We start from the raw sequence: 14,035 nt of genomic DNA on the forward strand, positions 1-14,035 counted from the left end.
CTTCAAAGCATTTACGGTCGATCCATCAGCCGCCGAGAGGCTTGTCGTCCTTTTCGGACAATATCCTTTCCGCTGCGCCATCCAGATCTTCGTACTGACCGGTGCGCAGGGACCAAACGAAGGCGCCAAGCCCGGCGATGCCCATGAACAGAGCTATGGGTATCAGAAACGACAATGCGCTCATTTATCCCACTCCCGCCAGCTTATTTATCCGCCGCATTTCCCGCTCTGGTGGCGTGCCGTCGATCTCAAGCCTCATCGCATTCGCGACGACGAATATGGACGACGTCGACATCGCTATCGCGGCGATGAGCGGGTTGGCATAGCCCAACAGTGCGAGAGGAATGCTGCACGCATTGTAGACGATAGCCAAAGCGAAATTTTGGCGGATCAGCACGGCCGCACGACCCGCCGTCGTCAGCGCGACCTTCATTCCGCCCATGTCTCCATTGAGCAGGATGAAATCGGCGGCGCTGCGACCGATGTCGCTTCCTGATGCCGGAGCCATGGAAACATGCGCGGCCTTCAGCGCGACCGCGTCGTTTATTCCGTCACCAATCATCATTACCTTGCGACCGAGACTGCGCAACGCATCGATCGCCTCGGCCTTGTCCTTGGGGAGGGCGGCGGCTTTTACCGAGTCGATTCCGACTTCCCGTGCCACTGCAAGAGCCGCTTCGGGGACATCGCCGGTCAGCATTTCGACGGCGATGCCGCGACTTTTCAAGAACTGCACCGCCATCGCCGACCCGGCTCGAACCTTCTCTCCAAAAACGAAAGAGGCAAGGATTTCTCCCTGTCGTGTCAGGACGACAGTAGAAGCGGCGGCAGTCCGGTCGTCTGCATCGCTGCTCGCCGCCCATGCCGCTCGCCCAAGTCGATAAACTTCCCCTCGGAAAGACGCCTCGAGACCGTTGCCTGGTATCTCCCTGACGTCTTCGAGCGCGAGGGCCTCCCACTCGCGCCGTGAGGCGTAATCCGCGATCGCTCTCGACATCGGATGGCTCGAAAACCGCGACAGCGACGCAGCCAGTGAAAATTCCAGTGGTCCGGTCCAGTTCCCGGTCAACAGCCTCGGCTCGTACTGCGTCAGCGTACCGGTCTTGTCGAAAACGACGGTGTCGATTTCCGCCAAACGTTCCAATGCCGATCCGTCCCGTGCCACTATGCCCTGGGTGAACAATCTGCGTGCTGCAACGACCTGAACCATCGGGACCGCCAGCCCCAGCGCACAAGGGCAGGCGATGATCAGGACCGAAATCGAAATCGTCAGGGCGAGGTGGATGTCCTGTGTCACCGCAAACCACGAAAGGAATGTCAGTACCGACAGTCCGTGGATAACGGGAGCATAGAGACGCGCGGCCCTGTCTGCGAGTATCCGGTATTCAGAACGGCCGTCCTCGACCGCTTCCAGCATCCTATGCAGCTCGGCGACTGTCGAATCTCCCGGTGCGGCGGTGGCTTCGACAGTCATGGGATGACCGACGTTCAAATCTCCCGCGCAAACCTGTCTGCCTGGTCCAACCGTCTCCCAACGGCTCTCTCCCGTCAGCAATGAACGGTCAAGTTCCGACAGGCCGGAGAGAATTGTCCCGTCGGCTGGAATTCTATCGCCGGCGGCAATCAGGGTGCGGGTTCCGGAAACGATATCGCTCAGTGGGACATACTCGATCCGTCCGTCCGCGCGTATCACATTCGCGCCTTTCGGCATCATGTCGGCCAGAGACGCTGCCGCCGATCGCGCCCTGCGTCGCATCAGATGGTCCAGCGTGCGTCCGACGAGCAAAATGAAGATCAACGAGGCACTGGCCTCGAAATAGGCTTGCCGTCCTTCCGCGAACGTGTCGTATACGCTGAGACCGTACGAGAGCAGGACGCCGATGCTGACCGGCACATCCATGTTTGCCCGACCATGCACGAGCGCCCGCCACGCCGACCGGTAGAAAGTCGCCCCGGAGTAGATAACGGCCGGTAGTGCGAGCGCGGCCGACATCAGGTGGAGCGTCTGACGTGTTGCCGGGTCCGCGCCCGCCCAGACCGATACGGACAGCACCATGATGTTCATCGAGCAAAAGCCGGCGACTGCCAGCGCGCGCAGCAGGCCCGATATCTCATCGTCCGGTTGATCGCCGCCTTCCGCCGGCAAGACCGCCGTGTAACCGATCGTTCCGATCAGGGCGGCAAAATCGGGCGGCGAACCATTATCCGCTTGCCAATGGATGGTTACGCGCTTTGCCGTCAGATTGGCGCGCGCCATGTGAACTTCGGGGTGCTTGCCAAGGGTCGATTCCAGAAGCGCCATGCATGCGCCGCATCGCATGTCCGGAACGGACAAGGTGATCTGCCTGAGACCATTGCCCAAATCCCGGCTCGCCAACGCAACCTCGTCCACCCCTGGCCTTCTTGGTCCGGGCTCGTGGAGCGACGACGCAATTGACGCGCAGCAGGTCATTGTCCGTTCCTCGCTACCTCATTGCCTTGTAGGCATGCCATGTGGCGTGGCCGAGCAAAGGAAAAACGACTATCAGTCCGACAAGTCCTGTCAGCAGGCTGGCGAGGAAGAGGGCGAGCACGATCGCGCCCCAGACCACTGACGGTCCCATGTTGTTCCAGACCATGACAACGCTGACGCCCATCGCTGTGAAGGCGTCGATGCGCTCATCCAGCAGCATCGGAATTGAGAACACCCCGATTGCAAAAGCGAATCCAGCAAACAATGCGCCCACGCACAGGCCGACGATCAGCATGCCCCAGCCCGAGGGGGTGGTGACCAATAGCCTTGCTACGCCATCAAGGCCGGGGAACGGATTAACGCCGAAAAAGAGCGCGTAGATAATGACCGCCGCCCTCATCCAGAGCAGCATCACCATGCACAGCAGCATTCCCGTGAAAAACACCTGCCCTCCAGCTCTCGGCCGGACGAATAACATCTCCCGAAGCGTGATGCGCTCCCCGTTCGCCAAACTCCTGCTCTTGACATAGAGCCCTGCGGCAAAGATCGGCGCGACGATCAATATGCCCGCCAATGCGGGAAAGAGAAGATAGTCGCGCTCGAGCCGAAACAGCATCACGGTGGCCGCCAACGCCAGTAAGAACACCACGAACCCGTAGGCCAGACTTGGCCAGGGTTGCCGGATCAAGTCCTGCCAGCCTTGGCCAAGCCAACCGAAAGCAGCACCGAGGGGCAGATGCCGCTGCCACTTGGGATTCATCGTCTCCTGTATCCCCGATACCTCGCTCCGATATCGGCCGGAAGTGTCGTCCTGCGGCATCTGATCCTCCTCGCGCATTCAGCAAGCTGAAGCGGCGGCTCTGAATTGGTTGGGCTGCTGGCCTTTTTCCTTGATATGCTCGATGCAGGCGGGCTGGGTGGCGATCGCCATGTAAACAAAATGGGCGTTAGCGCAGACAAAGATCGCCCCGGTCAGCCCGATCAGCAGCCACTTGAAAGCGCGTGGTATAGGTCTCTTCGCTTGGGCCATCACTGTTGACCCCCACCCAGCTTGTTCACATAAAGCGCGAGTATCTTTATCTCAGCTGGACTTAGGCGTTCGTCCCAGGTCGGCATATGTCCCTGCCGTCCGCCATGGATCGACTGGACGATCCGTTCGATGCCCCCGCCATAAATCCAGCGGCTATCGGTCAGGTTCGGCGCACCGACATCCTGTTTGCCTTTGGCATCTTCGCCGTGGCATGCGACGCAGCTGGCCATGAACACCTCGCGGCCAGCAGCTATCTGGCTGGCGTCTGCGGCTTCGGTGGACGTATTGCTCAACGAATAGACATAGGCGGCGACGTCGCTCACCTGTTTTCGGTTGAGCATTTCGTCTGTTCCGAACGCAGGCATCTGCGACACGCGGCTTTGCGAGTGCGTCGTATTGACTCCCACCGTCATGGTCTGGACGATCTTTTCTGGTCCTCCACCCCAAAGCCAATCGTTATCGGTCAGGTCGGGGAAGTCTCGTCCGCCCTTGCCGTCCCTTCCATGACAGGCGGCGCAGTTGTCTCCGAACAACTGGTGGCCGCTGGAGGCCACTTTCTCCATCAGCTTTGCGTCTGCACGGATTGCATCAAAGGAACTGGTCTCGATCTTCTCGATCCAGAGCGCGCGCGAAGCGTCGGCTTCTATGATCTTTCGCTCTACCGCCTGCTTTTGACCCGTGCCGATCAGGCCCCTCGTATACGTGCTTCCAAGCGGCCAGGTCGGATACAGTATCCACCAGAGAGCGGCGAACAGGTGGGTGATGATGAGGAAGAGCAGAACCCCGCGCGGTACAGGAGTATCGAGCTCCTTGATGCCGTTCCAAATGTGTCCCGTCGTCTTCCGGCCTGTTACGGGATCGACTTCCTCTATCGCCATGGGGTGTCGTCCTTATCGAATATGTCCGTTTCCGCCCGATCGAAACGCGCCTTGTTGGAAGGCCAGAAGGTGTAGATGATCACCCCGATCGAAAACAGAATGAGATAGAACAGGCCCCAAACCTTGGACAGTTCCAACATGGTTTCGTGGCTAAGATCCATTTCAAATCCCCTGAGGAATCAATTGTTGGGGTTCGGCACCTGCTCCGGTGCCGCAGTGTTCTGATAGGCAGCCTTCGTGAGCCGACCAAGCACCTGCAGATAGGCGACCATCGCGTCCATTTCCGTCACGCTGGTTTTTACGCCGTCAAACGCGGAAACCTGCGTGTCCTGCCCATAACGTTCCGTGACGCCTGAGGACTGTTCGCTGTCTGGATTGGCCTGGCCGAAGGCATCGGCAGACGCGTTTGCGACCATCTCGTCCGTATAGGGCACTCCCACGGTTCTCAGGGCCGCCAGTTGGTCACGCAGATCGGCCAGATCGAGCGGGGTTGTCGCCAACCATTGATAGGACGGCATGTTGGATTCCGGGACGACCTCGCGAGGGTTGATCAAATGGGCCACGTGCCAGAGATCGGAATACTTACCGCCGATGCGCGCCAGATCGGGACCGGTGCGCTTTGATCCCCACAACATGGGATGGTCATACTTGGATTCGACCGCAAGAGAATAAGGACCGTACCGCTCGACCTCGTCCCGCAGCGTTCTGATCATCTGGCTGTGGCAGGCGTAACAGCCTTCTCGCACATAGATGTTCCGGCCCGCCGCCTCGAGGGGTGTGTACACTCTCATGTCGGGGGCGTCCTCGACCGTCTCGTGGATCGTGAACAGCGGGGCGATTTCGACAAGCCCGCCGACGCTTCCCGCCACAACGATAGCCAGCATAAACCCGACGGCCGTCCGTTCCAGTCTTCCATGCAGAGGTTCGCTCATCTCTCACTCCGCCGGCGCATTTTCGAGAAGGCCCGAAGTCAGGGGCGCGTCATGAACTGCTCCCACGGCGGGAGCCGTTCGGACAGTCATCCAGATATTGAAGCTCGCCACGATCGCCCCAAGGAGGAAAAGCAGCCCTCCGAAAGCGCGTGCGATATAGTAGGGATACATCGCCAGCAGACTGTCGACGAATGAATAGACCAGGGTGTTGTCGGCTGAATATGTGCGCCACATCAAGCCCTGGATGATGCCGGAATTCCACATGGCGAAGACGTAGATGAGCGTGCCTGCAAGCGCCAACCAGAAGTGGACTTCGACCAGGGCTGCAGAATACATCCTTTCGCGTTTCCAGATCGATGGAACGAGTGTGTAGAACGCGCCGAACGTTATCATGGCAACCCAGCCCAGCGCACCGGCATGAACGTGTCCGACCGTCCAATCGGTATAATGAGACAGTGAGTTGACGGGTCTGATTGCCATGAAAGACCCTTCGAATGTCGACAGACCGTAGAAGAACGCCGCCATCATGATGAAGCGAAGAGTGGCGTCGTCACGGACGCGGTGCCAGGCCCCGTTCAATGTCAGCAAGGCGTTTCCGGCCGATGCCCACGACGGAACCAGCAGCATGACCGAAAACGTCATTCCAAGGTTTTGCACCCAGATAGGCAGCGCGGTGTAATGGAGATGGTGGGATCCCGCCCACATGTAGAAGAAGGTGATCCCCCAGAAGCTGAGAATGGACAATCGATAGGAAAAAATCGGCCGCTCGGCGCGGATCGGCAGATAATAGTAGAGCATCCCAAGGAAGCCCGACGTCAGAAAAAACGCCACGGCGTTGTGCCCGTACCACCACTGGACCATCGCATCCTGTACACCGGGCCAGACCGTGTAGCTTTTGGCGTGTCCGAACGATACCGGCACCGCCAGGTTGTTGACGATATGGAGGATCGCCACCACGATGATGAAGGCGAGATAATACCAGTTGGCCACGTAGATGTGGGGTTCCTTGCGCCGCGCCAAGGTGCGTACGAAGAGCGCGAAATAGGCGATCCAAACGATCACGAGCCAGAGGTCGGCGTACCATTCCGCTTCCGCGTATTCCTTGGACTGGGTAACGCCCATGAAATACCCGCTGACCGCGATCAGACAGAAAAGGTTGAAGCCGAAGATCACGAACCACGGCGAGAGTTGATCGGCCAGCCTTGCGCGCGATGTTCGCTGTACGACATGGAATGATGTCGCGATCAAGGCGTTTCCGCCGAAGCCGAAGATCACCCCTGTGGTATGGGCGGGCCGTATACGACCGAAGCTCGACCACGCCGTATCGAAATTCAGGCTCGGCCAGGCAAGCTGTGCGGCTGCCCAGACGCCGATGAACATACCAAAGACCGCCCACGCCAATGTGAGGGCCACGCCGACCTTGATCGGATCGTCATAGTAGCTGAAAAAGCGCGAAGCATCCGGTTCTTCGCTGAAAGCCAAAGTCAGGATGTAGCAGAACAACGCGCCGCAATACACGAAGACGATAACGCCGTGTATGCCGAAGGGATCAAAGCGGCCAGCAGCGGCCATCGCGACGCCGACAACCATCAAAGCGATAAGTATAGCTGCCGCAAACCCCCGCTCCGTGCTCGTGAGCTGTCCCATTGTTCCATCCCCCCGGCTGTGCCGATGATGGTGCTCCACAAAGCGTTGAAAGGCAATCAGTTCTGCGAGTGTGCACACGCTAAAATAGACTAGATCGTCCATCACAATCGCTGTTGGGCCGATTTGGCCCTGAAACAGAAGGTCGTATTATTCGGCCATGGGAGCGAACGTTCCCGTTGTCATTTGACGCAGACGAGCTTCGTCACTAGCCGAGGCGCCACGCGTCTTTTCAGACGCGAAGACGCTGTAACACTTTGAATTGCTGCATAATTCCTTAAATCGATTCCGATTTAGGAAATCATGTAATAGGATGAGCGAGAAAATTGGAGCCGGCCGGAGTGCTTGAAAGAAATGGTGCCGCTTGCAGGACTCGAACCTGCGACCCCATCATTACGAATGATGTGCTCTACCACCTGAGCTAAAGCGGCCCCTCGCGGCCGAAGCATGCGGCCTGCGATTTGCATGGCGCTGATACAGGCATTGATCGAAGAATTCAAGCACCCTGTCATGGCTTTGGCAAAAAAGAGGGGAGGGGCCAAGAAGGCGCGCCTCAGAGCGCCAGCCGGGCGCGCGCCGCCCTGTATTCGGCCTCCAGCCGGTCGACGAATTTTTTGACCGGCTCGACGGCCTTAATGGCGCTGATGCCCTGGCCGCTGCCCCAGATGTCCTTCCAGGCCTTGGCGCCGCCGATAGCCTGCTCGAAATCCATCTTCGAGGCATCGGCTAAGGGCAGGTTGTCGGGGTCCATGCCGGCAGCCACGATCGAGGGCTTCAAATAGTTGCCGTGCACGCCGGTGAAATAGTTGGAATAGACGATATCGCCAGCGGCGCCTTCGACGATCGCCTGCTTGTAGGCGTCCGCGGCGCGCGCCTCTTGCGTTGCGATGAAGGGCGAGCCGATATAGGCCATGTCGGCGCCCATCGCTTCTGCGGCGAGGATGGCGCCGCCGGTGGCGATGGCGCCGGCCAGCAGCAGCGGCCCGTCGAACCATTCGCGGATTTCCTGGACGAGGGCAAAGGGCGACAGCGTGCCGGCATGGCCGCCGGCCCCGGCGGCAACTGCGATCAGCCCGTCGGCTCCCTTGCGGATCGCCGAATGGGCATGGCGGTTGTTGATGATGTCATGCAGCACGATGCCGCCATAGGAGTGCACGGCGGCGTTGACCTCGGGCACGGCGCCGAGCGAGGAGATGACGATCGGCACCTTGTATTTGACGCAGAGCGTAAGGTCATGCTCCAACCGCTTGTTCGACATGTGGACGATCTGGTTGACGGCAAAGGGCGCGGCCGGCCGCTCGGGATGGGCGGTGTCGTGGCGGGCAAGCTCCTCGGTAATCTCGGCCAGCCATTCGTCGAGCTGGCTTTCCGGCCGGGCGTTCAGCGCCGGAAACGCTCCGACGATGCCTGCCTTGCATTGCGCCAGCGTCAGCGCCGGATGCGAGATGATGAACAGCGGCGAGCCGATGACCGGCAGTCTCAATCTGTCCTTGAGGATCGGGGGCAGGGCCATGGTTCACCGCTTCCACTGACGTTTACGAAAACGTCAATCTCATAACAGGGATGAAAATGCGATAAAAGAGCGGCTGCCATGCCTTCGTCGATTTCAGCCGGAATATATACGTCCGAGAAAGCTCATATAATAAGGCCCGCAGCGGTGAAACCTGCCGACTATCCCCGCCGATCAACTGCGGCCCGCCCTCGCAAGGCTTGCGGTTTGCCGCACTTGCCGCTACCGAATTTTGATGGAGAACGGCGGGGATTGCAGTCCGATGCCGAATTCAAGGTGAAGGACTTGACGTGAGCGGATTAGAAACGGCCATCAGAACTGCGCTCGAAAATTCCGATCGCGATAATCCGGAGGTTCGAGCGAGGATCTATCAGTCGGCCCGCCAGGCGCTGGAAGCCGGCCTGCGCAAGCAGGATATCACCGACACCGAAGTCGTCGCCCATCACCGCCATCGCCTGGAAAGCACCATCCACGCCATCGAAGGCGAGGAGCGCGAGCGCCTTCACCCCCGCCAGAGGCCGCCTGAAGTGCCCGTGCCGCCGGTCGTGGAAATGCCGGCGCCGCCGGTTCCGCGCGGTGACGTGGCCGATATCGACAGCCTTATCGATAGTCCCGTGCCCGCAGGCGAAACCCGCACCCCCGAGGTGGCCTTCAGCCGCGGCGACGAGTCCAGCCTCCATGACGTGCATGCCGGCAATGCCGATCACCTGGCTGCCGCCCCCGTCGGCGAGGAGCGGCTTGCCCGGGGTCAGCGCGCCACCAATATGGATTTCCGCCCGGAGCGGGCGGCAGGCCGCCGCAAGCCGCGCAAGTTTTTTTCGAGGCTGCTCGTCTGGTGCGTCCTGCTCGCCTTCATCGGCATCGGCGCCTGGTGGGCACATACATCGGGCCTGCTGATGACGGCGGCCGAGCGCGACACCAGCGTTGCCAATCCGCCGGCAAGCACCCAGCCCGAGGATTTCACCGGCAATGACGACAGCGCCGGGAATGCGGGCTCTCACACCGATGAGCCGGTGACCATCGATCCGCAGAACAGTTTCTCGGCCGATTGGATCCCGCTGTTCAAGCCTGAGAACGCCGACAAGATTCAAAGCGGCCCGCGGGCCCGCATCGAAAAAATCGACGAGAATGATGGCCCCGCCGTCCGGCTGATTTCCGAAAGCGGTGCAGCCGATGGCAATGTCTCGATCAGCGTTCCCCCTTCGGTGCTGCAGCAGTTGGCCGGCAAATCCTCGACGATCGCGCTGACGCTGCAGTCGACCAGCGACGAGCCGACCCAGGTCACCGTCGAGTGCAATTTCCAGACGCTCGGCAATTGCGCCCGCCATCGCTTCAACGTCACCCGGGAAAAGTCGGATGCGCTGCTGCAGGTAAAGTTCGACCGCTCGCTCGCGCCGAATTCGCCGGGCACGCTGACGATCAACAGCGATCTCGACGGCAAGGCGCGCGGCATCAACCTCTTCGCCATCCGCATCCTGCCGGGGCAGTGACCTCGGTCCCGGCGGAGCCGGTGACCCCGTTTAGCCAACGCCTATTTCAGGAAGCCCTATTTCAGAAATCCAGGCCCTGAGCCGATGATCTCTGCATCGACCGTGCCGAGCGCCTGTTTGTCCTTGCCGTCATAATCCATCCTGTTCAGCATGTGGCGGATGAGTTCGAGGCGCGCCCGCCGCTTGTCATTGCCGTGGATTACCGTCCAGGGCGCGAAATCCGTATGGGTTTCTTTGAGCATCCGGTTGCGCTTGTCGCTGTAATCGTCCCATTTCGTCAGCGCTGCGATGTCCATCGACGACAGTTTCCAGACCTTCAGCGGATCATGCCGGCGATCGTGGAAACGCTTCAACTGCATCTCGCGGCCGATATCGAGATAGAATTTGAAGAACAAGATGCCCTCATGGGCGATGATCTTTTCGAGTTGCGGCGCCTGTTTGAGGAAATCCTCATATTGCTGCGGCGTGCAGAAACCCATGACCGGCTCGACGCCGGCGCGGTTGTACCAGGAGCGGTCAAACAGCACGAATTCGCCTGATGTCGGAAATTGCGCGACATAACGCTGGAAATACCATTGCCCCTGTTCGCGCTCGGTCGGCTTTGTCAGCGCCACGACGCGCGCAAGGCGTGGGTTCATATGCGCCGAAGAGGCCGAGATCGCTCCACCCTTGCCGGCAGCGTCGCGCCCTTCGAACAGCGCCATCACCCGCTTGCCGGTCGCCTGCAGCCAGAACTGCACCTTCACCAGTTCGATCTGCAGCTTTTCCAGTTCCTCCAGATAGTCCTCTTCCTTGAGCTTCTTCTTGTAGGGGAAGTCGCCGGAGCCCAGCGCGTGTTCGTCCACCCAGGCCGGCAGGGCGGGATCGTCGACGTCGAAGATGCGTTTCTTTCCGCGGATCTCCAGCTCCACGGCCCTGTTTTCGACCTTCTCGTCCATATGGTGCTCCTCAGCCTGATTGTTCTCTTTCTGCAGGCGAACATAGTTACCGTTGAAAATCAAATCTTTCACGGGCGGCCGATCATTTTTCGTGGGTTTCGGCTGCGGCCTTTCGCTTGAGGTGCGGCCACCCGAAAACTTCTGTCATGAATTGCCGCTATCAGGCAGAGTTCAATATAGAGAAAAACGAATCGACGCCGCGAGGGCACTTGCAAGACGAAACTCCGTGGAGAAAAAGCCTGTTGGCGCGCATAAGGCGCGAACGGCCGGTGCTGCTTGCGGCGATCCTCAGCGCGCTCGCCGCGCTTGCCGCCGGCATGAACAAATGGGTTGTGCTTGTCCTCCTGCTTGTGATGATCCTCACCGCGCTTTTCAATGAGGCGCCGATCATCGAGGCCGAACCGGCCCCGCCGGTGGAGATCGAGCCGGAGGCGCCGCCAAGCCGCTTGCCGGAGGTTTCCGCCACGCTTTCCGGCCTCGATATCCCGGTCATGGTGCTGTCGGACGACGCCTCGGTGCTCTTCCAGAACCGTGCTGCCGAGAAAGCTTTTGGCGAAGTGGCGCTCGGCGCCCATATATCGGCCCGCCTGCGCTCGCCCGGCGTGCTCGACATGGTGCGCGAAACCATCGCCACCAACGCTCCGAACCAGATAGAGCATGCCGAGCGGCTGCCGTCCGAGCGCGTCTATATGGTCCGCAGCGCGCCCATAGAATTCGCAGCCGATGACGGCCCGCATGAGCGCTATTTTATCCTCTCCTTCCGCGATATATCGGAGGTCCGCCGCATCGATCGCATGCGGTCGGATTTCGTCGCCAATGCCAGCCACGAGCTGCGCACGCCGCTTGCCTCGCTGCGCGGCTTCATCGAAACCATCCAGGGGCCGGCGAAGAACGATCTGAAGGCGCAGGCGCGTTTCCTCAACATCATGCTGGATCAGACGACGCGCATGAGCCGGCTGGTCGACGACCTGCTGTCGCTCTCGCGCCTGGAGCTGAAATCGCACATCGCCCCGGATGAGAAGGTCGATCTGGTGCCGCTGCTCGGCCATGTCAGAGATGCGCTGGTGCCGCTGGCAACGGATGTCGGCGTCGCCATCAACCTGCATCTGCCCGACGGCAAGGTCGAGGTGCTCGGAGACCGCGACGAGCTTGTCCAGGTCTTCGAGAACCTGATGGAAAACGCCTGCAAATACGGCCAAGAGGGCGAGGTCGTCGACGTCTGGCTGAAGAACGGCACCGGCCAGCCGGTCGAGGTCAGCATCGTCGACAAGGGCCCAGGCATTCCGGCCGAGCATGTGCCGCGCCTGACCGAGCGCTTCTATCGCGTCAGCATCGAGGACAGCCGCTCGAAAAAGGGCACCGGCCTCGGCCTTGCCATCGTCAAACACATCCTCACCCGCCACCGGGCACGGCTGATCGTCAAGTCGGAAGTCGGCAAGGGCACCAATTTTACGGTGCGTTTCTGACGCAATGCTCTATGAGAACCGGGCGGGGAACGGAGAGGTCGCGGCATGTCCTCTTCTTCCCTCGGGGAGAAGGTGCCGGCAGGCGGATGAGGGGGCCGCACGGCTGACCTCTCACGCAATTCACCTATCCCGCCACGCCTGCCCAAGGGCCTTGACGATGGTCGAGGCGGTTCACGGGTTATTGGAAAGACCGGCTTCGCCGGCCCCCTCATCCGCCCTACGGGCACCTTCTCCCCGCTGGGGAGAAGAGGGAATCGAGATGCCCCCGCCATGTACCTGGGCCCCAAATCACCGCGGAACAACGTTAATGAAACGGCGGAAGCGGAAAGCCGCCGCCTCACTGCCGTTTCTGATGTGCAGCCAGTTTGTACAACGCGAGGTGGATTGACCGCCGAACTTTGCTGGTTGCTCGACATGATCGATCGGCCGATTCAAAATATTACTTTATAAATCAGGAGCTTAATCTGTCACAAATGTTTCACGGCTTTGACATAAAAGGACGGTGCATAAAGCGCTAAGAGAGTCTCGCCGATGAAAAAAGGCATGCGAGGGCCTCTCTAAGGCCGCACTCACACAAGCCCAAATACCGGGAGATTTACATGAACACCTTCAAGCTCACCGTTGCCGCGCTCGCTGCAACTGCTGCTTTCGCTGGCGCTGCCGTCGCCCGCGACCAGATTCAGATCGCTGGTTCGTCCACCGTCCTGCCTTACGCAAAGATCGTTGCCGAGTCCTTCGGCGAAACCTTCACCAACTTCAAGACGCCGGTCGTTGAATCCGGCGGCACGGGCGCTGGTCTGAAGGAATTCTGCAAGGGTGTTGGTGAAGACACTATCGATATTGCGAACGCTTCGCGTCCGATCAACAAGAACGAAGCCGAAGCCTGCAAGGCCGCCGGCGTAACCGACATCCAGGAAGTCAAGATCGGCTACGACGGCATCGTCTTCGCAACCGACGCTTCCAACCCTGACGTCGCTTATGTTCCTGCCGACATCTACAAGGCCCTCGCAGCCCAGGTCGTCGTTGACGGCAAGCTTGTCGCTAATCCGTACAAGAAGTGGTCGGAAGTCAACCCGAAGCTTCCGGCTGTTGATATCGCCGTCTACATCCCGGGCGAAAAGCACGGCACCCGCGAAGTCTTCGAACAGAACGTGCTCGCCGCCGGCTGCAAGGCCTCTGGCGCAATCGACGTCATCGCCAAGGAAATCGCCGACAAGGCTGCCCAGGGCAAGGCCTGCGTCGCAGTCCGTAAGGACGGCGTTGCAGTCGACATCGACGGCGACTATCCGGAAACCCTCGCACGCATCGCCGCCAACAAGACCGGCGTCGGCGTATTCGGCCTTTCCTTCTACGAAAACAATGCCGACAAGCTCAAGGTTGCGAGCATGAGCGGTATCGTTCCGTCCACCGAAACGATCGCGAACGGCACCTACCCGGTTTCCCGCCCGCTGTTCTTCTACGTCAAGAAGGCACATCTCGGCGCCGTTCCTGGCCTGAAGGAATACGTCAACTTCTTCGTATCCGACCAGATGATCGGCCCTGACGGTCCGCTCGCCGAATACGGCCTCGTTGCCGCTCCGGATGCTGAACGCGACGCCATCCGCAAGGACGTCGAAGCCGGCAAGTCCATGTAATCACTTTGCCGGCGCAGCGCCTTTCAGCCCGCGCCGGCATTGTCTATGTCCCTGCGCGCCG

13 protein-coding genes and 1 tRNA gene are annotated in these 14,035 nt (G+C 60.0%); 3 read left to right on the forward strand and 11 right to left on the reverse strand.

What is annotated here, in order from left to right; translation table 11 throughout:
* Positions 1-25: 25 nt before the first annotated feature.
* The 10 genes from ccoS to N2600_RS00900 all read right to left on the reverse strand — a co-directional run bounded on the left by ccoS (position 26) and on the right by N2600_RS00900 (position 8,449).
* The gene (gene ccoS, locus N2600_RS00855) at positions 26-184 is read right to left on the reverse strand and encodes a cbb3-type cytochrome oxidase assembly protein CcoS (protein WP_260297710.1); all 159 of its coding nucleotides are present in this window, start codon (positions 182-184) and stop codon (positions 26-28) included.
* A complete protein-coding gene (locus N2600_RS00860; RefSeq protein WP_260297712.1) occupies positions 185-2,452 on the reverse strand; it encodes a heavy metal translocating P-type ATPase in 2,268 nt (755 codons plus the stop codon).
* A 13-nt stretch (positions 2,453-2,465) separates the two neighbouring features.
* Positions 2,466-3,290, reverse strand: coding sequence for a DUF2189 domain-containing protein (locus N2600_RS00865; RefSeq protein ID WP_260297713.1), 825 nt, complete (start codon positions 3,288-3,290; stop codon positions 2,466-2,468).
* Complete coding sequence (locus tag N2600_RS00870) at positions 3,291-3,482, reverse strand: hypothetical protein (RefSeq protein WP_260297714.1); 192 nt, start codon at positions 3,480-3,482, stop codon at positions 3,291-3,293. It abuts the gene before it with no gap.
* Entirely contained in the window at positions 3,482-4,360 is an 879-nt protein-coding gene (gene ccoP, locus N2600_RS00875; protein ID WP_260297715.1) for a cytochrome-c oxidase, cbb3-type subunit III, read from the reverse strand. Before ccoP ends, N2600_RS00870 begins: the two co-directional genes overlap by 1 nt.
* Complete coding sequence (locus tag N2600_RS00880; protein ID WP_018484640.1) at positions 4,351-4,521, reverse strand: CcoQ/FixQ family Cbb3-type cytochrome c oxidase assembly chaperone; 171 nt, start codon at positions 4,519-4,521, stop codon at positions 4,351-4,353. The genes ccoP and N2600_RS00880 overlap by 10 nt, the downstream gene beginning before the upstream one ends.
* Before the next feature lie 18 nt (positions 4,522-4,539).
* On the reverse strand, positions 4,540-5,292 hold the full coding sequence (gene ccoO, locus N2600_RS00885; RefSeq protein ID WP_260297717.1) for a cytochrome-c oxidase, cbb3-type subunit II: 753 nt from the start codon (positions 5,290-5,292) through the stop codon (positions 4,540-4,542).
* A gap of 3 nt (positions 5,293-5,295) precedes the next feature.
* Positions 5,296-6,939 (reverse strand): cytochrome-c oxidase, cbb3-type subunit I, encoded by a 1,644-nt coding sequence (gene ccoN / locus N2600_RS00890; protein WP_260298864.1) that lies wholly within the window; start codon positions 6,937-6,939, stop codon positions 5,296-5,298.
* A 352-nt stretch (positions 6,940-7,291) separates the two neighbouring features.
* Positions 7,292-7,367 (reverse strand) — tRNA-Thr (locus tag N2600_RS00895).
* Between the two features lie 122 nt (positions 7,368-7,489).
* Complete coding sequence (locus tag N2600_RS00900) at positions 7,490-8,449, reverse strand: NAD(P)H-dependent flavin oxidoreductase (protein WP_170258827.1); 960 nt, start codon at positions 8,447-8,449, stop codon at positions 7,490-7,492.
* A gap of 287 nt (positions 8,450-8,736) precedes the next feature.
* On the opposite strand from N2600_RS00900, the gene N2600_RS00905 reads away from it, so the two are divergent.
* The gene (locus N2600_RS00905; protein ID WP_260297718.1) at positions 8,737-9,936 is read left to right on the forward strand and encodes a regulator; all 1,200 of its coding nucleotides are present in this window, start codon (positions 8,737-8,739) and stop codon (positions 9,934-9,936) included.
* Between the two features lie 56 nt (positions 9,937-9,992).
* On the opposite strand, the gene ppk2 is transcribed toward N2600_RS00905, so the two are convergent.
* Positions 9,993-10,874: a polyphosphate kinase 2 gene (gene ppk2 / locus N2600_RS00910; protein ID WP_222386702.1), complete on the reverse strand. Its 882-nt coding sequence runs from the start codon at positions 10,872-10,874 to the stop codon at positions 9,993-9,995.
* Between the two features lie 242 nt (positions 10,875-11,116).
* Here ppk2 and phoR point away from each other — a divergent pair, with 242 nt between their 5' ends.
* The gene (gene phoR, locus N2600_RS00915; RefSeq protein ID WP_260297719.1) at positions 11,117-12,340 is read left to right on the forward strand and encodes a phosphate regulon sensor histidine kinase PhoR; all 1,224 of its coding nucleotides are present in this window, start codon (positions 11,117-11,119) and stop codon (positions 12,338-12,340) included.
* 599 nt (positions 12,341-12,939) lie between these two features.
* Positions 12,940-13,974 carry a substrate-binding domain-containing protein gene (locus N2600_RS00920; RefSeq protein WP_017966868.1) on the forward strand — a complete coding sequence of 345 codons (1,035 nt, stop codon included), beginning with the start codon at positions 12,940-12,942 and terminating at the stop codon, positions 13,972-13,974.
* Positions 13,975-14,035 lie beyond the last annotated feature (61 nt).

Source organism: Rhizobium sp. WSM1274 (genome assembly GCF_025200775.1).
In the GTDB taxonomy this organism is placed as follows: domain Bacteria; phylum Pseudomonadota; class Alphaproteobacteria; order Rhizobiales; family Rhizobiaceae; genus Rhizobium; species Rhizobium leguminosarum_I.